Source organism: Embleya sp. NPDC059213 (genome assembly GCF_042754445.1).
Taxonomy (GTDB): Bacteria; Actinomycetota; Actinomycetes; order Streptomycetales; family Streptomycetaceae; genus Embleya.
Genome location: NZ_JBHZAV010000187.1, coordinates 1 through 18128 on the forward strand (window position 1 = coordinate 1; position 18128 = coordinate 18128).

Annotated in this window: 15 protein-coding genes and 3 tRNA genes; 6 read left to right on the plus strand and 12 right to left on the minus strand. The window is 69.8% G+C overall.

Translation table 11 applies throughout. The features are described 5' to 3' along the window. Positions 1–54: 54 nt before the first annotated feature. The 4 genes from ACFXMF_RS39305 to leuC all read right to left on the minus strand — a co-directional run bounded on the left by ACFXMF_RS39305 (position 55) and on the right by leuC (position 3409). Positions 55–876 carry an HU family DNA-binding protein gene (locus ACFXMF_RS39305; protein ID WP_380021042.1) on the minus strand — a complete coding sequence of 274 codons (822 nt, stop codon included), beginning with the start codon at positions 874–876 and terminating at the stop codon, positions 55–57. A gap of 116 nt (positions 877–992) precedes the next feature. After that, on the minus strand, positions 993–1253 hold the full coding sequence (locus tag ACFXMF_RS39310) for a hypothetical protein (RefSeq protein WP_379992908.1): 261 nt from the start codon (positions 1251–1253) through the stop codon (positions 993–995). Between the two features lie 143 nt (positions 1254–1396). Continuing rightward, positions 1397–1993, minus strand: a complete 597-nt coding sequence (leuD, locus tag ACFXMF_RS39315; RefSeq protein ID WP_379991080.1) for a 3-isopropylmalate dehydratase small subunit — start codon at positions 1991–1993, stop codon at positions 1397–1399. Between the two features lie 3 nt (positions 1994–1996). Beyond that, on the minus strand, positions 1997–3409 hold the full coding sequence (gene leuC / locus ACFXMF_RS39320; protein ID WP_360310703.1) for a 3-isopropylmalate dehydratase large subunit: 1413 nt from the start codon (positions 3407–3409) through the stop codon (positions 1997–1999). Between the two features lie 217 nt (positions 3410–3626). Between leuC and ACFXMF_RS39325 the strand changes: the two genes are divergently transcribed. Then, positions 3627–4352 (plus strand): IclR family transcriptional regulator, encoded by a 726-nt coding sequence (locus ACFXMF_RS39325; RefSeq protein WP_026218813.1) that lies wholly within the window; start codon positions 3627–3629, stop codon positions 4350–4352. 156 nt (positions 4353–4508) lie between these two features. On the opposite strand, the gene ACFXMF_RS39330 is transcribed toward ACFXMF_RS39325, so the two are convergent. From ACFXMF_RS39330 to ACFXMF_RS39350, 5 genes are all read right to left on the minus strand, one after another. Next, positions 4509–4581 (minus strand) — tRNA-Glu (locus ACFXMF_RS39330). 50 nt (positions 4582–4631) lie between these two features. Next, a tRNA-Glu gene (locus tag ACFXMF_RS39335) sits at positions 4632–4707 on the minus strand. Positions 4708–4758: 51 nt separating this feature from the next. Beyond that, positions 4759–4830 (minus strand) — tRNA-Gln (locus ACFXMF_RS39340). A gap of 184 nt (positions 4831–5014) precedes the next feature. Next, positions 5015–5815, minus strand: a complete 801-nt coding sequence (locus ACFXMF_RS39345) for a fumarylacetoacetate hydrolase family protein (protein WP_360310705.1) — start codon at positions 5813–5815, stop codon at positions 5015–5017. Positions 5816–5899: 84 nt separating this feature from the next. Then, positions 5900–6085, minus strand: a complete 186-nt coding sequence (locus tag ACFXMF_RS39350) for a hypothetical protein (RefSeq protein WP_360310707.1) — start codon at positions 6083–6085, stop codon at positions 5900–5902. 716 nt (positions 6086–6801) lie between these two features. Here ACFXMF_RS39350 and ACFXMF_RS39355 point away from each other — a divergent pair. From ACFXMF_RS39355 to ACFXMF_RS39375, 5 genes are all read left to right on the plus strand, one after another. Then, positions 6802–10722, plus strand: coding sequence for a nitrate- and nitrite sensing domain-containing protein (locus ACFXMF_RS39355; RefSeq protein ID WP_380021044.1), 3921 nt, complete (start codon positions 6802–6804; stop codon positions 10720–10722). Further along, the gene (locus ACFXMF_RS39360; RefSeq protein ID WP_020553297.1) at positions 10719–11147 is read left to right on the plus strand and encodes a roadblock/LC7 domain-containing protein; all 429 of its coding nucleotides are present in this window, start codon (positions 10719–10721) and stop codon (positions 11145–11147) included. Before ACFXMF_RS39355 ends, ACFXMF_RS39360 begins: the two co-directional genes overlap by 4 nt. Continuing rightward, a complete protein-coding gene (locus ACFXMF_RS39365) occupies positions 11039–11518 on the plus strand; it encodes a DUF742 domain-containing protein (protein ID WP_379991078.1) in 480 nt (159 codons plus the stop codon). The genes ACFXMF_RS39360 and ACFXMF_RS39365 overlap by 109 nt, the downstream gene beginning before the upstream one ends. Then, entirely contained in the window at positions 11499–12089 is a 591-nt protein-coding gene (locus tag ACFXMF_RS39370) for an ATP/GTP-binding protein (protein WP_161364843.1), read from the plus strand. The genes ACFXMF_RS39365 and ACFXMF_RS39370 overlap by 20 nt, the downstream gene beginning before the upstream one ends. 309 nt (positions 12090–12398) lie before the next feature. Continuing rightward, a complete protein-coding gene (locus tag ACFXMF_RS39375; RefSeq protein WP_379991077.1) occupies positions 12399–12860 on the plus strand; it encodes a hypothetical protein in 462 nt (153 codons plus the stop codon). A gap of 18 nt (positions 12861–12878) precedes the next feature. On the opposite strand, the gene cimA is transcribed toward ACFXMF_RS39375, so the two are convergent. From cimA to ACFXMF_RS39390, 3 genes are all read right to left on the minus strand, one after another. After that, the gene (cimA, locus tag ACFXMF_RS39380; protein ID WP_360310713.1) at positions 12879–14507 is read right to left on the minus strand and encodes a citramalate synthase; all 1629 of its coding nucleotides are present in this window, start codon (positions 14505–14507) and stop codon (positions 12879–12881) included. Between the two features lie 308 nt (positions 14508–14815). Further along, positions 14816–15943, minus strand: coding sequence for a branched-chain amino acid aminotransferase (locus ACFXMF_RS39385; protein WP_360310715.1), 1128 nt, complete (start codon positions 15941–15943; stop codon positions 14816–14818). A gap of 245 nt (positions 15944–16188) precedes the next feature. Then, entirely contained in the window at positions 16189–17232 is a 1044-nt protein-coding gene (locus ACFXMF_RS39390) for a 3-isopropylmalate dehydrogenase (protein WP_360310717.1), read from the minus strand. Between the last annotated feature and the right edge of the window lie 896 nt (positions 17233–18128).

Genomic DNA, 18128 nt, shown 5'->3' on the forward strand with positions numbered 1-18128 from the left:
GTTCCGGCCCGTCGCCGTCGTCCGGCGGTTCGCCGGCTCGGGAAATCCGCCGCGTCAGGCCTTCTTGGCCGCGCGCTTGGTAGCGGGCTTCTTCGTCGCCGGCGCCTTGGCGGCAGCGGCGGGCTTGGCCGCGGCCGGCTTGGCGGTCGCGGCCTTCGGCGCGGCCTTGGTCGCCTTCGCCTTGGTCGCCGGAGCCTTCGCCGCGGCCGGCGTGCTCTTGACGGCCTTGGTGGTGGTGGCCTTGGCGGTGCTGGTCGCGGCCTTGGCGGTGACCTTCTTCGCCGCGGCCGGCTTGGTCGCGGCCTTGGTCGCGGGCGCCTTGGTGGCGGGCGCCTTGGTGGCGGGCGCCTTGGTCGCCTTCTTGGCGGCGGGCTTGGCAACCGCCGTCGTCTTGGCGGCCGCCGCGGTCTTGCGGGTGGTGGCGGCAGGCGTCTTGACCGCCGCGGCGCGCGAGGTGGCCGGCTTCGCCGGTGCCTTCTTCGCCGCGGTCGCCTTGCGGGTCGTCGCCTTCGCGGCGGGCGCCGTGGCGTCCGTCGCGACCACGCGCGGAGTCGGGCTGCTCTTGGCGGCCGCGCTCTTCACGTTGGGCTTGGGGAGCTTCTTGGTCCCGCTGGTGTAGTCCTTGAAGCCCTGGCCCGCGCGGAAGCGCGGCACCGAGGTCTTCTTGACGCGCACCCGCTCACCGGTCTGCGGGTTGCGGGCGTATCGAGCCGGACGGTCCACCTTCTCGAACGAGCCGAAGCCCGTGATGGACACCCGGTCTCCCGCCGTGACCGCACGAACGATGGTGTCGAGGACGGCATCGACTGCCTCTGCGGCGGCCTTGCGGCCACCCAGTCGGTCAGCGACCGCCTCGACGAGCTGCGCCTTGTTCACGTCTTCCCCTTCGGAAACCGATGCCGGGACAGTTCAGCCGGCATTGGGCACGCTAAGCATCCAAAAGTGCCGAAGCAATTACCGAACGGGCGAATCACCCTTGTGTCGCAACGGATTCAGGCTTCGGCGGTGTCCCGCGAACTCGCGGGCCCCGCGTCCAACTCGTCCATGAGCTTGGTCAGTCGCCGCGAGGCGTCCGCCAAATCATGCTTTGCCGCGTCGGTGATGACCAACAAGCGGCGTATTAGCGCCACTTTAGCCTCGTTCGGTAGTCGGAGCCTACGCACCCGGGCGTGGGCGACCTTCAACCGGGTGGCCAGTTCGGCGAAGAGTTCCACTTCTTCGAACTCGTTCACGTGTCGGCCTTGGTGCTCCACACCGCAATTGTGACAGCTCATCCGGCTATGGGCACAACGGGGCGCCCTTCGGGGGCGGACACCGAACATGCGAACGGCGGGACGCAACCGCGTCCCGCCGTTCGATCCTCGCAGATTTGCCTACTGCGTAAGGGAGTTGCCGATCAGCCCACCGGCTGGGTGTGCGGCAGCCAGGTCGGCCTGGTCGCCTCGAACGAGGTGACATCCTCCTCGTGACGCAGGGTCAGACCGATGTCGTCCAGCCCTTCGAGCAGCCGCCAACGCGTGTAGTCGTCGATCTCGAAGTCGGCGACGAGCTCGCCCGCGCGCACCTGACGGCCCACCAGATCCACGGTGATCTCGGCGGTCGGGTCGGCTTCGGTCAACGCCCACAGGCGTTCGACGGTCTCCTGCGGCAGCACGACGGTCAGCAGACCGCCCTTTTGCGAGTTGCCCCGGAAGATGTCCGCGAACCGGGCCGAGATGACGGCCTTGAACCCGTAGTTCTGCAGGGCCCACACCGCGTGCTCACGCGAGGACCCGGTGCCGAAGTCGGGGCCGGCCACCAGCACGGTGGCGCCCGCGCGCTCGGGCCGGTTCAGTACGAACTCCGGGTCCTTGCGCCAGGCTTCGAACAATCCGTCCTCGAAGCCGTCGCGGGTGACCTTCTTGAGCCAGTGCGCGGGGATGATCTGGTCGGTGTCCACGTTGCTCTCGCGCAGCGGGACGGCCGTTCCGGTGTGGGTGGTGAAGGCTTCCATCGCTCAGACTCCTGCGGTGCTCAGGTCGGCGGGTGCGGCCAGGTGGCCCAGCACGGCGGTCGCGGCCGCGACCTGCGGCGAGACCAGGTGGGTGCGGCCGCCCTTGCCCTGCCGCCCCTCGAAGTTGCGGTTGGAGGTGGACGCGCTGCGCTCGCCGGGGGCGAGTTGGTCGGGGTTCATGCCCAGGCACATCGAGCAGCCCGCGTAGCGCCATTCGGCACCGAAGTCGGTGAACACCTTGTCCAGGCCCTCGGACACGGCCTGCAGCGAGACCCGCACCGAGCCGGGAACGACCAGCATGCGTACGCCGTCGGCGACCTTGCGGCCCTTGACGATGTCGGCCACCTCGCGCAGGTCCTCGATCCGACCGTTGGTGCACGAGCCGACGAAGACCGTGTCCACCGCGATGTCGCGCAGCTTCTGGCCCGCCGTCAGACCCATGTACGCGATCGCCTTCTCGGCCGCCGCGCGCTCCACCGGGTCCTCGATCGCGACCGGGTCCGGCACGGCTTCGCCCAGCGGCGCGCCCTGGCCGGGGTTGGTACCCCACGTGACGAACGGTGACAGTTCGGCCGCGTCGATCACGACCTCCTTGTCGAACACCGCGTCCGCCTCGGTCGCCAGACCCGTCCAGTACTCCACCGCCGCGTCCCAGTCGGCACCCTGCGGGGCGTGCGGCCGGCCGTTCAGGTACGCGAACGTGGTCTCGTCGGGCGCGATCATGCCTGCCCGGGCACCCGCCTCGATCGACATGTTGCACACCGTCATCCGGCCCTCCATCGAGAGGTTCCGGATCGCCTGGCCGCGATACTCGATGACGTAGCCCTGACCGCCGCCGGTGCCGATCCGCGCGATCACCGCGAGGATCAGGTCCTTGGCGCCCACGCCCTCGGGCAGGTCGCCCTCGACGGTGACCGCCATCGTCTTGAACGGCGCCATCGGCAACGTCTGGGTCGCCAGCACGTGCTCGACCTGGCTGGTGCCGATGCCGAACGCCAGGGCGCCGAAGGCGCCGTGGGTGGCGGTGTGGCTGTCGCCGCAGACCACCGTCATGCCGGGCTGGGTCAGTCCCAACTGCGGGCCGACCACGTGCACGATGCCCTGCTCGACGTCGCCCAGCGAGTGGATCCGGACCCCGAACTCGGCGGCGTTCTTGCGGAGCGTCTCGATCTGGGCGCGCGAAACCGGGTCCGCGATGGGTTTGTCGACGTCGAGCGTCGGCGTGTTGTGGTCCTCGGTCGCGATCGTCAGATCGGTCCGACGAACCTGCCGACCGGCCTGCCGCAGGCCGTCGAACGCCTGCGGACTGGTCACCTCGTGCAGCAGGTGCAGGTCGATGTAGAGCAGGTCCGGCTCGCCCTCCGCGCGACGCACCACATGTGCGTCCCAGACCTTCTCCGCGAGTGTCCGTCCCATCGCTGTCCCTCCGGCCGGCGCCATTGCCGGCGCTGTATGTCCTGTGTCGCGCGGGTGCGGCTGATTCCGTATCCGCGGTCGACGCGCTGACGCGTCCCCGCTCCCGACGGCTCCCGGCTGTCTTCCGGTGCTCGGGTTCGGCGCGTTGCGCCACTGTGCCGGCACCGGCCTCGGTCGCGGACTTGCGTCTCGTAATCCGAGACGGCAATATCAAGGCATGGACAATTCTAGCGGAGTCGGCGTTCTCGACAAGGCCGCTGTCGTGCTGGCCGCGCTCGAAGCCGGTCCTGCCACGCTCGCGGGACTCGTCGCCATAACCGGTCTTGCCCGGCCCACCGCACATCGACTCGCGGTGGCCCTGGAACACCACCGTCTGGTCGCGCGCGACATGCAGGGGCGATTCGTGCTCGGCCCGCGGCTGGCCGAGCTGGCCGCCGCGGCCGGCGAGGACCGGCTGCTGGCCGCCGCGCACCCGGTGCTCGCGCACATGCGCGACATCACCGGCGAGAGCGCGCAGCTCTACCGGCGCCAGGGCGACATGCGCGTGTGCGTGGCCGCGGCCGAGCGACTCTCCGGCCTGCGCGACACCGTCCCGGTGGGCAGCACGCTGCCGATGAAGGCCGGTTCGGCCGCCCAGTGCCTGCTCGCCTGGGAGGAACCCGAGCGGCTGCACCGCGGCCTGCAGGGCGCGCGATTCACCGCGACCACACTCTCCGGCGTGCGCCGCCGCGGCTGGGCGCAGAGCATCGGCGAGCGCGAGCCGGGCGTCGCGTCGGTCTCGGCCGCCGTACGCGGTCCGAGCAACCGCGTGGTGGCCGCCGTGTCCGTCTCCGGCCCGATCGAGCGACTGACCCGGCACCCCGGCCGCCTGCACGCGCAGGCCGTCATGGAGGCCGCCGCCAAGTTGTCCGACGCACTGCGCCGGGCACAGGTGGAGGTCTGACCGCCCCGCTCCCCGGGCGCCCGGCGGCGTCCGGGGAACCGCACCACGTACCACGATCGAGACCCGAACCGGCAGGCCCTGCACCGGTGTCCGGCGCCTGCGTCACGGAAAACGAGGAAGACCTCCCGCGACTGCGAGAGGTCTTCTTCTTCGAGGTAGCCCCGACGGGATTCGAACCCGCGCTACCGCCTTGAGAGGGCGACGTGCTAGGCCACTACACAACGGGGCCTCGTACTGCTGTGTGATGCCGCGTGCCAGGGAAGCGGCGAACGGCTGATCTGGTAGCCCCGACGGGATTCGAACCCGCGCTACCGCCTTGAGAGGGCGACGTGCTAGGCCACTACACAACGGGGCCAGATCATCAATCATGAACTTCTTCCAGCGACATCGTCCGGAGACGATGCAGCTGGGGTACCAGGACTCGAACCTAGACTAACGGAACCAGAAACCGTCGGGCTGCCAATTACCCCATACCCCATTGCTCGGTCCTTCGCCGCACCCGGGGGCTTTTGCGAGGACTTCGCTCCGCGCCGGTCCCTTGCGGGGCGGCACGAGAAGAACTTTACCCGATGAGGCGCGCGTGACCAAAACGGGTTACCGGACCCTCGTTCGAACCGTCACAAGTGGGATGTCCCGCCCATGATTGCCCGCGCGCGCCGGGTTCAGCCGCGCTTGATCACGGTATTGGTCAGGGTGCCGACGCCACCGACGGTGACCGAGACCCGGTCGCCCACGTGCAGTGGACCGACGCCCGCCGGGGTGCCGGTCAGCAGCACGTCGCCGGGCAGCAGGGTCATCGCCTGGGTGACGTGCACGATCAACTCGGTGACGGTGCGGATCATCTGTCCCGTGCTGCCGGCCTGACGCACCTCGCCATTGACGGTGCAGGCCACGGTCAGGCCCTCGCCCTCGTCGATCTGGGCCAGGGTGATGTCGGTCTCCACCCACGGGCCCAGCGGGCAGAAGGTGTCCATGCCCTTGGCCCGGCCCCACTGGCCCTCGGCGCGCTGCAGGTCGCGCGCGGTCACGTCGTTGGCGCAGGTGTAGCCGAAGATCACCTCGGCCGCCCGCTCGGCGGGCACGTCCCGGCACATCCGGCCGATCACCACGGCCAGTTCGGCCTCGTGGTGCACGTCGTCGGAGATCTGCGGGTAGGCGATGCCGTCGCCGTGCCCGATCACCGACGTGGACGGCTTGAGGAAGGTGATCGGCACGTCGGGGACGGCCGAGCCCATCTCGGCGGCGTGCGCGGCGTAGTTCTTGCCGATCGCGACGACCTTGCTCGGCAGTACGGGCGCGAGCAGACGGACCGAGGACAACGCGTGCTGGGCGCCGGTGGGCCGCAGTTCGCCGAACGGGTGGCCGGCGAGGGCGTGCACCACCAGCGACTCGGGTCGGTCGGCGTCGCCGGTCACCACCCCGAAGGAGACGGAGTCGTCGGTGGAGAACCTGGCAATGCGCAAGATGGGTCACCCTTGCCGAAGAGACACGTACGAGACGTGCCCAAGGCTACGCGGGCGCGGAGCGCCTCGGTGGGTGGTGCGGGGTCAGCCGCGCGCGTCCGCCGGCGGGACGTCCATCAGGTTGGTGCGCCTGGGGTTCGCGGTCCGCACCTCGGCGATCACCGACGTCCCCACCGCCGCCTCGGCCACGCGCTGGCGGGGCAGGACCACGTCCAGTTGGGTACGCCTGGGATTGGCCGTGCTGGCGCGGTGCGTGCTGATGTTGTCCACGATTCCCGGTTCTCGCTCTTTCTCGCCTCGTGCCGCATGCGGGGCACCGTCACAACTGCATGCAGGGTGCAGCCTTGTCCTTCAAGATTACCCGTGGTTACGTCAGGGGTGGTCACGGGTCACCCGCCGGCCTCGATCACCGACTGCACATCACGGTTTACACCAGGTGTTCGAACCGGGACATCAATATGTGATTTTCACCTCCTCGGAACCTCGACAAACGTGTGGCATTTTGCCCTCGCTCGTCCCTTAATACCGGTTGTTTACCCCACGAAGCGGGTTAACCGCCAAGACCGGTTGCAATGGTTCTATGTCCGGACCCCGCTATCTTGTTGCGGCCCCGTGGCTGTGCTGAAATGCCTGCGACCACGGGGGTGGTTCCCAACAAGCGGAGTTCCTTCATCTCGGCGCGCGAACGCGGCCGAGGTGCCCTGGGAAGAACGCGAATCCAGCGGATTTACGCACACGAGCCTCGCCTTACCGGCGGGTCTAACGACTGGTCACAAGAGGTTGCGACGCTAGTGCAGGGACGTCGGAAGAAGCAGCACGACTCCGCAGGGGCCCCGGCCACGGCCGGCCCTTCCACGCCGGAGGTGCGAGCCCCGCAGCAAGCCAGCGGACCCCAGGACGCCAACGAGACCTCCGACCCCGTCGGGGACTCCCTAGCCGGCGCCGGGGCAGCCCGGCCCACCGGGGCGGCACCGTCCCGGTTCAAGTTGCTGTTCTCGATCAGGAACTGGCGCATCCGTACCCGGATCACCGCGCTGCTCCTGCTCCCGGTCGTGGTCGCCGCTTTGCTCGGTGGCCTGCGTATCCAGTCGTCGATCGACAAGACCCGCGAGATGGACACGGTGCAAAAGGCCGCCGCCATCATCGATCAGGCCTCGACGCTGGCCACGTGGCTGGAGCAGGAACGCGACCTGCTCGCGCAGGCGAGTGTGGCTCCCTCGTCGGATCTGACGGCCGAGGTCAACAAGGCCAAGAAGACCACCGACGACCAGGTCACCGTCTACAACGCGACCGTCGCGAAGATGAACACCGATTCGATGCCGGTGCTCGGTGCCACGCTCAAGGACATCGGCCACTCTCTGACGGAGCTCAACCGCACCCGTCAGGACGCCTTCCGCACGAGCACCCGCAGCACGGTCGACGCCTACAACAAGATGATTCTGCAGCTCCTGCAGATCAACCAGGAGGCGCCCGAGGTCACCCGCGACCCCGACCTGATCCAGGGCGCCCGCGCACTGGGTTCGTTCGGTGAGTCGAAGGCGTACGCGTCCTCGCAGCGCGCCGCGGTGATCGCGTACGGCCTCAAGCCGAACGAGATCCCGCTGGAGGCGAGCGAGACGCTCGCCCGGCTCAACGAAGCCGAGCAGAACGCGATTCGCGGCTTCACCAGCGTCGCGCCCTCCGACTGGAGCACGGTCTACAAGGCCAGCGTCAGCCGGGACAAGATCACCGCGGTCGAGGAGCGGTTCCAGCTCTTCAAGAGCATGGTCAACGCCGCGCTGGCCTCCAACAACAAGCCGAACGGCCTGGCCCGGCTGGAGAACGCGAACGACTTCACCACGCAGGAGTGGTGGACGCTGTCCACCGACAAGATCAGCGCGCTCGGTCAGGTCGAGGCCCAACTCGGGCTCAAGCTGACCGCCACCGCGAAGGACCTGCGGGACGAAGCCCGTACCGACGCGTTGATCAACACGATCCTCGTCGTCGGCGCGCTGTTGATCACCATCCTGCTCGGTGTGATCGTGGCGCGGTCGCTGGTGCGCTCGCTGAACACGCTGCGCCGCTCCGCCCTGGAGGTCGCCGAGGAGCGACTGCCCGAGACGGTGCGCCGGCTCTCCGAGTCCGATCCCGGCGACGTGGATCTGGCCATCGAGCCGATCGGCGTGTTGTCCCGGGACGAGATCGGTCAGGTGGCCCGCGCGTTCGACGCGGTGCACGCCGAGGCCGTGCGACTCGCCGCCGAGCAGGCCCTGCTCCGAGGCAACGTCAACGCGATGTTCGTCAACCTCTCGCGCCGCAGCCAGAGCCTGATCCAGCGTCAGCTCGCGCTCATCTCCGACCTGGAGAACCGCGAGGCGGACCCGGACCAGCTCGCCAACCTGTTCAAGCTCGACCACCTCGCGACGCGTATGCGCCGCAACGGTGAGAACCTCCTGGTGCTCGCGGGTGAAGAGCCCGGCCGCCGCTGGACCCGACCGGTCCCGCTGGTCGACGTGCTGCGCGCCGCGGCCTCCGAGGTGGAGCAGTACGAGCGAGTCGAGTTGGGCGCACTGCCCACCACCGACATCGCCGGCCGCGCGGTCAACGACCTCGTGCACCTGCTCGCCGAGTTGCTGGAGAACTCGACCACCTTCTCCAGCCCGCACACCAAGGTGCGCGTCACCGGCCACATCCTCCCCGACGGCCGCGCGCTGATCGAGATCCACGACAACGGCATCGGGCTCACCGGCGACGACCTCGCCGACGCCAACCAGCGGCTGGCCCGCCCGCCGGTGGTGGACGTGTCCATCTCGCGCCGCATGGGTCTGTTCGTGGTCGGCCGACTGGCCACCCGGCACGGCATCCGCGTCCAGCTCCGGCCGGGCGAGGGTGGCGGTACCACCGCGCTGGTCATGCTCCCGATCGAGCTCATCCAGGGCGACCGCCCCGGTGGCGGCGACGGCTGGAGCAAGGGCGGCGACAAGACCGCGGCGGCCGTCTCCGGCTGGACCGAGGAACTGCCCGCCGCCGCGCCGGTCGCCCAGGCCCTGCCCGGACCCCGGGTGGGCAGCCGGGCCGAGGAGCGCAACCGGCGACGCGAACTGCCGCAGCGGGGCGCCGAGGCACCGGCCCAGCCGGTCAACCAGGCCCCGCAGCCGAACAACGCTCCCGACACCCGCAACAACCGCAACACCGACGGCCGGCCCGCGCAGCCTCCGGTTCAGCAGGAGCCTTCGTACGGCAGCACGCAGTCCTTCGCGGCCCCGTCCTTCCAGGACGGCTCGGTCGGGACGGACACGCCCTACCCGGGCACGGTGAACCCGTTCGCGAGCGAACCGGGCGTCACCAGCACGGGTGCGCACCGCGCGCCGAGTTCGCCGCCGCCGGCCACGCCGGGTCGGGAGGACAACCCGTTCGCGCCGGTACTGCCGCAGCCGCCGCAGCACCGGACGCACGCGGACGACCCGCGCGCCGGAGTCTTCCCCGCCGCGCCCTCGGCGCCGATGTTCGGCACCGGCGACGACGGCCACGAGGCCGAGTCGTTGCAGCCGCGGTACGGGCAGGACACCGGTTCGTTCCCGGCCCCGCCGCAGCCCCTGGAGGAGTCCGGACGCGGGGGTGACACCTCGCAGTTCGCGTCGCCGTTCGGTTCGCCGTACGCCGACGAGCCGCAGCCCGGGACCGAGATCGACCGGGGCGGCTACGAGCAGCCCGCGCAGCCGTTCGGCCGCCCGGGTGCGGAGCTCGCGCCCCGGCAGGACGAGCGTGCGCTCGCTCCGTGGGGTACCGAATACGACGAGCTCACCCCGGTGGCACCGCAGTCGCTGGAGCCCGTTGCGCCGCCGGCCGAGGTGCCGACCGGCTACGAGACGCCGCGCCGCGAGGAACTGACCCGTCGGGAGGAACTGCCGCAGCGCGGTCGCACTCCCCTCGACGGCGACCTGCCCTCGACCGGGGACTCGCTGCCGGTACTGCGCGGTCTCGCCCCGCAGGCTCGCCCCGAGCCCCCGCGGCAGGAACAGGACGAGCACACCCGGGCCGAGCAGGTACGCGGTCCGCAGGGCGATGTGCGGCCGGCGGCCTCGCCGTTCGCACCGGTGGGACCCGGCCGCTCGGAGGGCTCGCCCTTCGCGCCGGTGGGTGTGCCGGAAAGCGCCGAACAACTGCCCGCTCCGTCCGAGTTGGACATGAGTGCGCCGCCGAGCACCGGCGACGACGGTAGGCTGCCGATCTTCGACACGCTCGAATCCGACTGGTTCCACCGCCAGGGCAACCGTGGCGGCCGGATGCGAGCCGCGCAGGTCCGTTCCACGCCGCGAGGCGGGGAGCAGGCCGCGCCGGAGCAGGAGGCCGAGGCGAGTCCGCTCGGCAACCTGGACCGTCGGGTGCCGATGGCGACCAACCCGCCGCAGGCACCGGCACCGGTCGAGCAGGCCCCGGCCTTCGGTGGAGGGCGTCAACAGCCCGCCACCGACATGTTCGGGACGCCGACGGAACCGGACGAGATTGTCGAGCAGTCCCCCGCGGTCGCACCCGCCGTCGGCCCCCAGGGTCAGCAGTCCGGCTGGTACTCGGCCGGTGACGACGGTTGGCGCGCGGCGGAGGCCGCTCGCGAGCCGTCCTCGGGTGGCACCACCGGAGCGGGCCTGCCTCGCCGTGTGCCCCGCGCCAACCTGGTGCCGGGCGGCGTCGAGCAGTCCGGCGGGGCTCAGGCCCCGGGCCACCCGGGTGCGGGTCCTGCCGCACCCGGCACCCGTCAGGAGCAGTCGGGCCGGCCCACGCCGGGCGCTCCGGGCCTGTCCCGGTCGCCCGACGAGGTTCGCGGGCGACTGACCAACTTCCGCCGGGGCATCCAGCAGGGTCGCACCGCCGGGTCCGGGGGATCCGCCCCTCGGCCTCGTGACGAGAACAACCAGGAGCAGGCATGACTGAGAAGTCGTTGAGCCAGGCCGCGCAGAACCTGAACTGGCTGATCACGAACTTCGTGGACAACACCCCCGGGGTGTCGCACACGGTCGTGGTCTCCGCGGACGGCCTGCTGCTCGCCCTGTCCGAGGGCTTCCCTCGCGACCGGGCGGATCAGCTCGCCGCCGTCGCATCGGGTTTGACCAGCCTGACCCAGGGTGCGTCCCGTATCTTCGAGGGCGGGCACGTGACCCAGACGGTCGTGGAAATGGAACGGGGTTTCCTCTTTATCATGTCGATTTCGGACGGCTCCTCGTTGGCCGTGCTGGCGTCGCCGGAGTGCGACATCGGCCTGATCGGCTACGAGATGGCCCTGCTCGTCGATCGCGCGGGCGCCGTGCTCACGCCGGCCTTGCGCGCCGAACTCCAAGGTGCACTGCCGCGATGACACCTCCGGATATGTCCGATCACGGGGACCAGGAGTTTCACGAGACCCTGGTCCGCCCGTACGCCATGACCGGTGGTCGCACCCGGCCTCGCTATCAGCTCGCGCTGGAGGCCCTGGTCACCACTACACCTCAGGTGGCCAACCCACCCGGCCTGTTGCCCGAGCACCAGCGCATCTGTGCGCTGTGTCGGGAGGTCAAGTCGGTAGCCGAGATCTCGGCTCTGCTCACCATCCCGCTCGGCGTCGCCCGCGTACTCGTCGCGGACCTCGCCGAAGCCGGGCTGGTGGTCATTCACCAGCCCGGGAACGACCAGGGGCAGCCGGACGTCACGCTGCTCGAAAGGGTGCTCAGTGGACTTCGCAAGCTCTAGCCCGGGCCCGGCTCCCGCCAGGTCCTCCACCACGTCGGCGAAAATCGTCGTCGCCGGCGGATTCGGCGTGGGCAAGACCACGCTCGTCGGTGCCGTCTCGGAGATCGCTCCGCTGCGTACCGAAGCGGTCATGACGTCCGCCAGCGCCGGTGTCGACGACCTGTCGGCGACGCCGGACAAGCAGACGACGACGGTCGCGATGGACTTCGGTCGCATCACGCTGGACGAGGATCTGATCCTGTACCTCTTCGGTACGCCGGGTCAGCACCGATTCTGGTTCATGTGGGACGACCTGGTCCGCGGCGCGATCGGCGCCGTGGTTCTGGTGGACACGCGCCGACTCGCCGATTGCTTCCCCGCGATCGACTACTTCGAGAACAGCGGGCTGCCGTTCATCGTCGCGTTGAACTGCTTCGACGGATTGCAGACCCACCACGCGGAGGATGTCCGCGAGGCATTGCAGATAGGGCCCGACACCCCGATCGTGAGCTGTGACGCACGGCGCCGCGAATCGGCCAAGTCGACCCTGATCACGCTGGTCGAGCACGCACTGATGGCCCGCCTGCGCTGACCTTCGGGCTCGCTCGCACCGGTCTTCGGTAACCGTTCGCACCTGTTTTTTCGTATTGCGCACCACTTCATCTCAGGCGAATCCCATTGCGGGGTTCGCCTGAGGTGTTGTGGTCGCGAAGCCCGAGTAGCGGGATTCCCAAGGGCGTTCGAGAAATTCGACAAACGTGTGACAGGACTCGGCGACATGCCCGGCCGAGTGCCCGCCTCGAGCCGCACATTGCTAAGGTCATTCCATAGCCATCTGTTGCCCAATTGATATCAGAACGTTTTGAGGCGCAGGCCCAACAACGAACCGAGGTGGGGTTCGGTGGACGACAACAGCAGGCGCGCGGCGCAAGCGGCCCGCCTTCCGATGGTCGACGGCACGACCGAGTCGGGGCTGCCGCGAAGGCCCCCGCAGGCCAACCTGCTGCCGGGCGCGGCGGCCGAGGAGTTCGACCTCGACCGGGAACTATCCGTGTCGCGGGAACCGGAAGAGGTCCGAGGGCGGCTCGAACGTTTCGCCGTCGGACGCGAGTTGGCACGTCTCGAAGAGAGCGAACCGCTGCTGCCGCCCAACCCGATGACCGCGGCCAGTCCGCTGGCCTCCGCACCCGTGCGTCCGCCCGCCCCGGCGCCCGCTCCCCCCGCGCCGCTGCAACCGCGGGCCGCGACGCCCGCTCCACCCGCGCTGCCGTCGCCCCCGCCGGGGTCCCTGTCGCCGCTGCCGGCGGGCTGGGACGAACCGTGGGGCGACGGGTGGCGATCGTTCCGCCCCGGCCGCCCCTGACGGTTCATCACTTACGAGCTACGCGTGGTCCGATCCCTCGGTGTCCGGGGCACCGGGGGTCAGGCCCGCCTTGAGCAGACCGTAGGTGTACGCGTCCTCCAGGGCCTGCCACGACGCCGCGATCACGTTCTCCGCGACCCCGACGGTGCTCCACTCCTGCTTGCCGTCGGTGGTCTCCACCAGCACCCGCGTGATCGCGTCCGTCCCGTGTCGGCCCTCCAGCAGCCGCACCTTGTAGTCCAGCAGCTCGAACGCCGCGAGTTGCGGGTAGATGCGTTCCAGGGCCAGCCGCAGCGCGCGGTCGAGCGCGTTGACCGGGCCGTTGCCCTCGCCGGTCGCCACGATCCGCTCGCCCTTGGCGAAGAGCTTCACGGTGGCCTCGTTGACCGGCACGCCGTCGCCGCGCTGTTCGCTGATCGCGCGCCACGACTCCAGCGTGAAGAACCGTGCCCGGCCCAGGCTCTCGTCCCGCAGCAGCAGTTCGAAGGACGCGTCCGCGGCCTCGTACGTGTAACCGGCGGCCTCGCGCACCTTGACCTGGTTGACCACCCGGCCGACCAGGTCCTTGTCGTCGGAGAGGTCGTAGCCCAGTTCCTTGCCCTTGAGCTCGATCGAGGCACGCCCGGCCATGTCCGAGATCAGCATCCGCATGTCGTTGCCGACCAGCGCCGGATCGATGTGCTGGTACAGGTCGGGGTCGACCTTGATCGCGGACGCGTGCAGTCCGGCCTTGTGCGCGAACGCGGACACCCCCACGTAGGGCAGGTGGGTGGAGGGGGCCAGGTTGACCACCTCGGCGATCGCATGCGAGATCCGGGTCATCTCGCGCAGTTTGCCCTCGGGCAACACGCGCATGTCCTTCTTGAGTTCGAGGTTGCCCACCACCTGGAACAGGTTCGCGTTGCCCACCCGTTCGCCGTAGCCGTTGGCGGTGCACTGGACGTGCGTGGCGCCGCCCTCGACGGCCGCGATGGTGTTGGCCACCGCGCAGCCGGTGTCGTCCTGCGCGTGGATGCCCAGCCGGGCCCCGGTGCCGGCGTGCACGGCGGCGACGATCTCGCGGACGCCGCTGGGCAACATCCCGCCGTTGGTGTCGCACAACACGACCACCTCGGCACCCGCGTCGTGCGCGGCGGCGACCACGCTCAGCGCGTACTCGGGGTTGGCCCGGTAGCCGTCGAAGAAGTGCTCGCAGTCGACGAACACCCGACGGCCCTGCGCCCGCAGGTGGGCGACGGTGTCCCGGACCATCTCCAGGTTCTCGTCCAGCGTGGTGCGCAGCGCGAGCGAGACGTGCTTGTCGTGCGACTTGGCCACCAGGCACACGACCGGCGCCTCGGCGTCGAGCAGCGCCTGGACCTGGGGATCCGCGGCGGCCGTGGTGCCCGCCTTGCGGGTCGAGCCGAACGCGACCAGGACGGCGTGTCCCAGTTGCAGTTCCTCCTTGGCCCGGCGGAAGAACTCGGTATCGCGCGGTACCGCGCCGGGCCAGCCGCCCTCGATGAAGCCGACGCCGAAGTCGTCCAGGTGGCGGGCCACGGTGAGCTTGTCGGACACCGTCAGGTTGATGCCCTCGCGCTGTGAACCGTCCCGGAGGGTGGTGTCGAAGACGTGGAAGGCGCTCGGGTCGGTGGTCGTGGGGTGCATTGGCCTCGGTTCTCCCTTCGATCAAGACATGACGGGCCCACGCGCACGCTCACCGCCGGGGTGGGGCGGCAAACAAAAAGACCCCTCGCGGTCGCGAGAGGTCTGCGTGCGGGCGGTGGGCGATGGTGCACCCCTGGTGGGGGGATCAACCCGTTACCGGCACGCTGCGGCTAATAATGAGCCACTGCTGCATGCTCCGGAGTCTGGCACAGGTGCCTGTGGGTCGGGCCCGGGGTCTCACTATGTGGGCGATGGTCGTCGGCGGGGCGGCTGGGCCGTGGGCACGGCCGCCCCGCGCGAGACCCGGCTCAGATCGTGTGCGTCCAGCCGTGCGCGTCCGCGGCGCGGCCGGTCTGGATGTCGACCAACGCCTTGCGCAGCTCCATCGTGATCGGGCCGGCCTCGCCGGAGCCGACGGTCCAGTTCGCGCTGCTGGACTTGACCGAGCCGACGGGGGTGATCACCGCGGCGGTGCCGCACGCGAAGACCTCGGTGAGGGTGCCGTTCGCGTTGCCCTCGCGCCAGTCGTCGACCGAGATCAGCGCCTCCTCGGTGGCGTAGCCGCGGTCCGCCGCGAGCTGGAGCAGCGAGTCGCGGGTGATGCCGGGCAGCAGCGAGCCGGTCAGGCGCGGCGTGACGATCCGCGCGTCCTTGCCCTCCCCGTACACGAAGTACAGGTTCATGCCACCCATCTCCTCGATCCAGCGACGCTCGATCGCGTCCAGCCAGACCACCTGGTCGCAGCCCTGCTCGATGGCCTGGGCCTGGGCGACCAGCGATGCCGCGTAGTTGCCGGCGCACTTGGCCTCGCCGGTGCCGCCGGGCACCGCGCGCACGTACTCCTGGGACAACCACACCGAGACCGGCCGCACGCCGCCCGCGAAGTAGGGGCCGGCCGGCGACGCGATCACCAGGAACAGGAATTCGTTCGCGGGCCGCACGCCGAGGCCGACCTCGGTGGCGAACATGAACGGCCGGATGTACAGGCTCTCCTCGGGCGCGCTGGGCACCCACGCGGCGTCCTGGCGGATCAGCGCGTCCACCGCGGCCACGAACAGGTCCTGCGGCAGCTCGGGCATGGCGAGCCGGCGGGCGGAGTTCTGGAAGCGCGCGGCGTTCGCGTACGGCCGGAAAGTGGCCACGCTGCCGTCGGGGCGGCGGTACGCCTTGAGACCCTCGAAGATCGACTGCGCGTAGTGCAGCGTCATGTTCGCGGGGTCGATGTCGAGGGATGCGTACGGGGTGAGCTGCGCGTCGTACCAGCCGCGCCCCGCACTCCACTTGATGCCGACCATGTGCTCGGTGAACACGCGGCCGAAGCCGGGGCTCTCCAGGCGTGTGGCGCGCTCGGCGTCGCTCAGCGGATGTGCGGTGGGCTTGAGGTCGATCGTCAGGGAAGCCTGGAGGGAGGGCTCCTGCGGGGCGGCAGTCGTCATGGCTGTTCTCGTCCTTCACCGTGGAGTATGGCGGAGCTGGGTGCTGTTGGAACCCGGCTTCCGGCACGTAGACGTACTGGAAGTGTTCCCGGGAACCGCACTCGCGTTCCACCCGGTGAGACGTTAACGCAGTCGACCGGGATCCCGACAGGCGCGGCCCCCGTCCTGCCCGACGACCGATTCGCCGGTCGGGCAGGGGGCACGCGTCGACGGTCCCGGTCGACGAACGTGATGGTGCCGGCGAATCAGCCGGCTACTCGGGCCGCGAGGGCGTCGCCGATCTGCGACGTCCCGCGTGTGCCGAGGGTGCCGCGCTCGGCGAGGTCGGCGTAGACCGCCGCCTCGACCCGACGGGCCTCCGCGGTCAGGCCCAGGTGCTCCAGGAGCATCGCGACCGAGAGCACGGTGGCGGTGGGGTCGGCCTTGCCCTGGCCGGCGATGTCCGGCGCCGAGCCGTGCACCGGCTCGAACATGGACGGGAACTCGCGGGACGGGTTGATGTTGCCGCTGGCCGCGAGGCCGATGCCGCCCGCGATGGCGGCGGCGAGGTCGGTGATGATGTCGCCGAACAGGTTGTCGGTGACGATCACGTCGAAGCGCTCGGGCTGGGTGACCATGAAGATGGTCGCCGCGTCGACGTGCAGGTAGTCGGTGGTGACGTCGGGGAACTCGGCCGCGACCGCGTCGAACACCCGGGTCCACAGGTGACCCGCGTACACCAGCACGTTGTTCTTGTGCACCAGGGTCAGCTTCTTGCGCGGCCGGGCCTGGGCGCGGGCGAACGCGTCCCGCACGACCCGCTCGATGCCGAACGCGGTGTTGACGCTGACCTCGGTGGCCACCTCGTGCTCGGTGCCGGTGCGCAGCGTGCCGCCGTTGCCGGTGTACGGGCCTTCGGTGCCCTCGCGGACCACCACGAAGTCGATCTGCGCGTCCGCGCCCAGCGGCGAGACCACGCCCGGCGCGAGCTTGGCCGGACGCAGGTTGACGTGGTGATCGAACGCGAAGCGGAGCTTGAGCAGCAGGCCGCGCTCCAGCACCCCCGAGGGCACACTCGGGTCGCCGATGGCGCCGAGCAGGATCGCGTCCTGACCGCGCAGCTCGTCGAGCACGCTGTCGGGCAGCGTCTCTCCGGTGCGGTGGTACAGGCGGGCACCGAGGTCGTACTCGGTGGTCTCGATCTTGACATCGGGAGGAAGCACGGCGCCGAGGACCTTCAGACCCTCCGCGACCACTTCCTGGCCGATGCCGTCACCGGGAACCACTGCGAGACGAATGCTGCGAGACATGCGCTGGACCTTACCTTCCGTCCCAGGGACTGACATATCCAGTCCGGATGATGGGACGCAGTGGTGCGAATCGGAGCCCGTCAGCGCTCCTCGTCGGCCGGGCTGCCCCCGTTGTCACGCCGATCGAGGGCACGCTGAAGGGCACGAGCGGCGTTACGGCGCGCGGTTTCGTCCATGGTTGCACTTCCTTCACAAGGCGGGGGTCTACACAGCGTGCGACGGACACGTGCAGGGGCCTTGTGGGCGTGCTGAAATTTCCTGCCGTACGGGGATTTCCGGGTACGGAAGGGACCGTCTTCTTTCACGTTAGGCGACGCATGACATCGCTGTCTGCAATTTACTCGGAGTTCCTACTATCTGAGACCAACCACCCCCGGCGCGTCCCCGCACGACGCGCACGGGAGCACCCCCCACGACACGGGATCCACGGGCCACAAAGGGCTCCACCGCACGTAGCAGGCACGGCGCGGCAATTCGACAACGCGGCCCCACAACGAACCACCGCCCAAGACACGACACAAGCACCCACGACGCCACGCAAGACATCTCACACTGTGAGACGACACGCCCTCGCCCCAACAGCCCGAACTCCATGAGGCAATCGACGGGCGACGCAAACACAAGCAACACAGTCGGCCACCGCGCCCACCGTGCGCCACTACCCCCAGTAGCGGTGCAACGGCAAGCGGAAGCCCCACGAACGAGGCCCCACCCCGACAACACCCCCGACCCCGGCCTCCCACCAAGCCCGCCCCCCGGCGCGTCAGCGCCCCCGAGACAGGCAAGCCGCGCGATCGACGCGCGCAGCGCGGAGAGCGGCGGAGCCGCAAAACAAAGACTTCGTGGCCCGTAGCGAAGCGAAGGGACACGAAGTCACGAGCGAGGGGCCACTTTTT

Excerpts from the sequence above, each read along its gene's own strand:
- leuD (WP_379991080.1), bottom strand. The coding sequence starts at position 1,993 with ATGGAAGCCTTCACCACCCACACCGGAACGGCCGTCCCGCTGCGCGAG.
- leuC (WP_360310703.1), bottom strand. The coding sequence starts at position 3,409 with ATGGGACGGACACTCGCGGAGAAGGTCTGGGACGCACATGTGGTGCGT.
- ACFXMF_RS39325 (WP_026218813.1), top strand. The coding sequence starts at position 3,627 with ATGGACAATTCTAGCGGAGTCGGCGTTCTCGACAAGGCCGCTGTCGTG.
- ACFXMF_RS39360 (WP_020553297.1), top strand. The coding sequence starts at position 10,719 with ATGACTGAGAAGTCGTTGAGCCAGGCCGCGCAGAACCTGAACTGGCTG.
- cimA (WP_360310713.1), bottom strand. The coding sequence starts at position 14,507 with ATGCACCCCACGACCACCGACCCGAGCGCCTTCCACGTCTTCGACACC.
- ACFXMF_RS39385 (WP_360310715.1), bottom strand. The coding sequence starts at position 15,943 with ATGACGACTGCCGCCCCGCAGGAGCCCTCCCTCCAGGCTTCCCTGACG.
- ACFXMF_RS39390 (WP_360310717.1), bottom strand. The coding sequence starts at position 17,232 with ATGTCTCGCAGCATTCGTCTCGCAGTGGTTCCCGGTGACGGCATCGGC.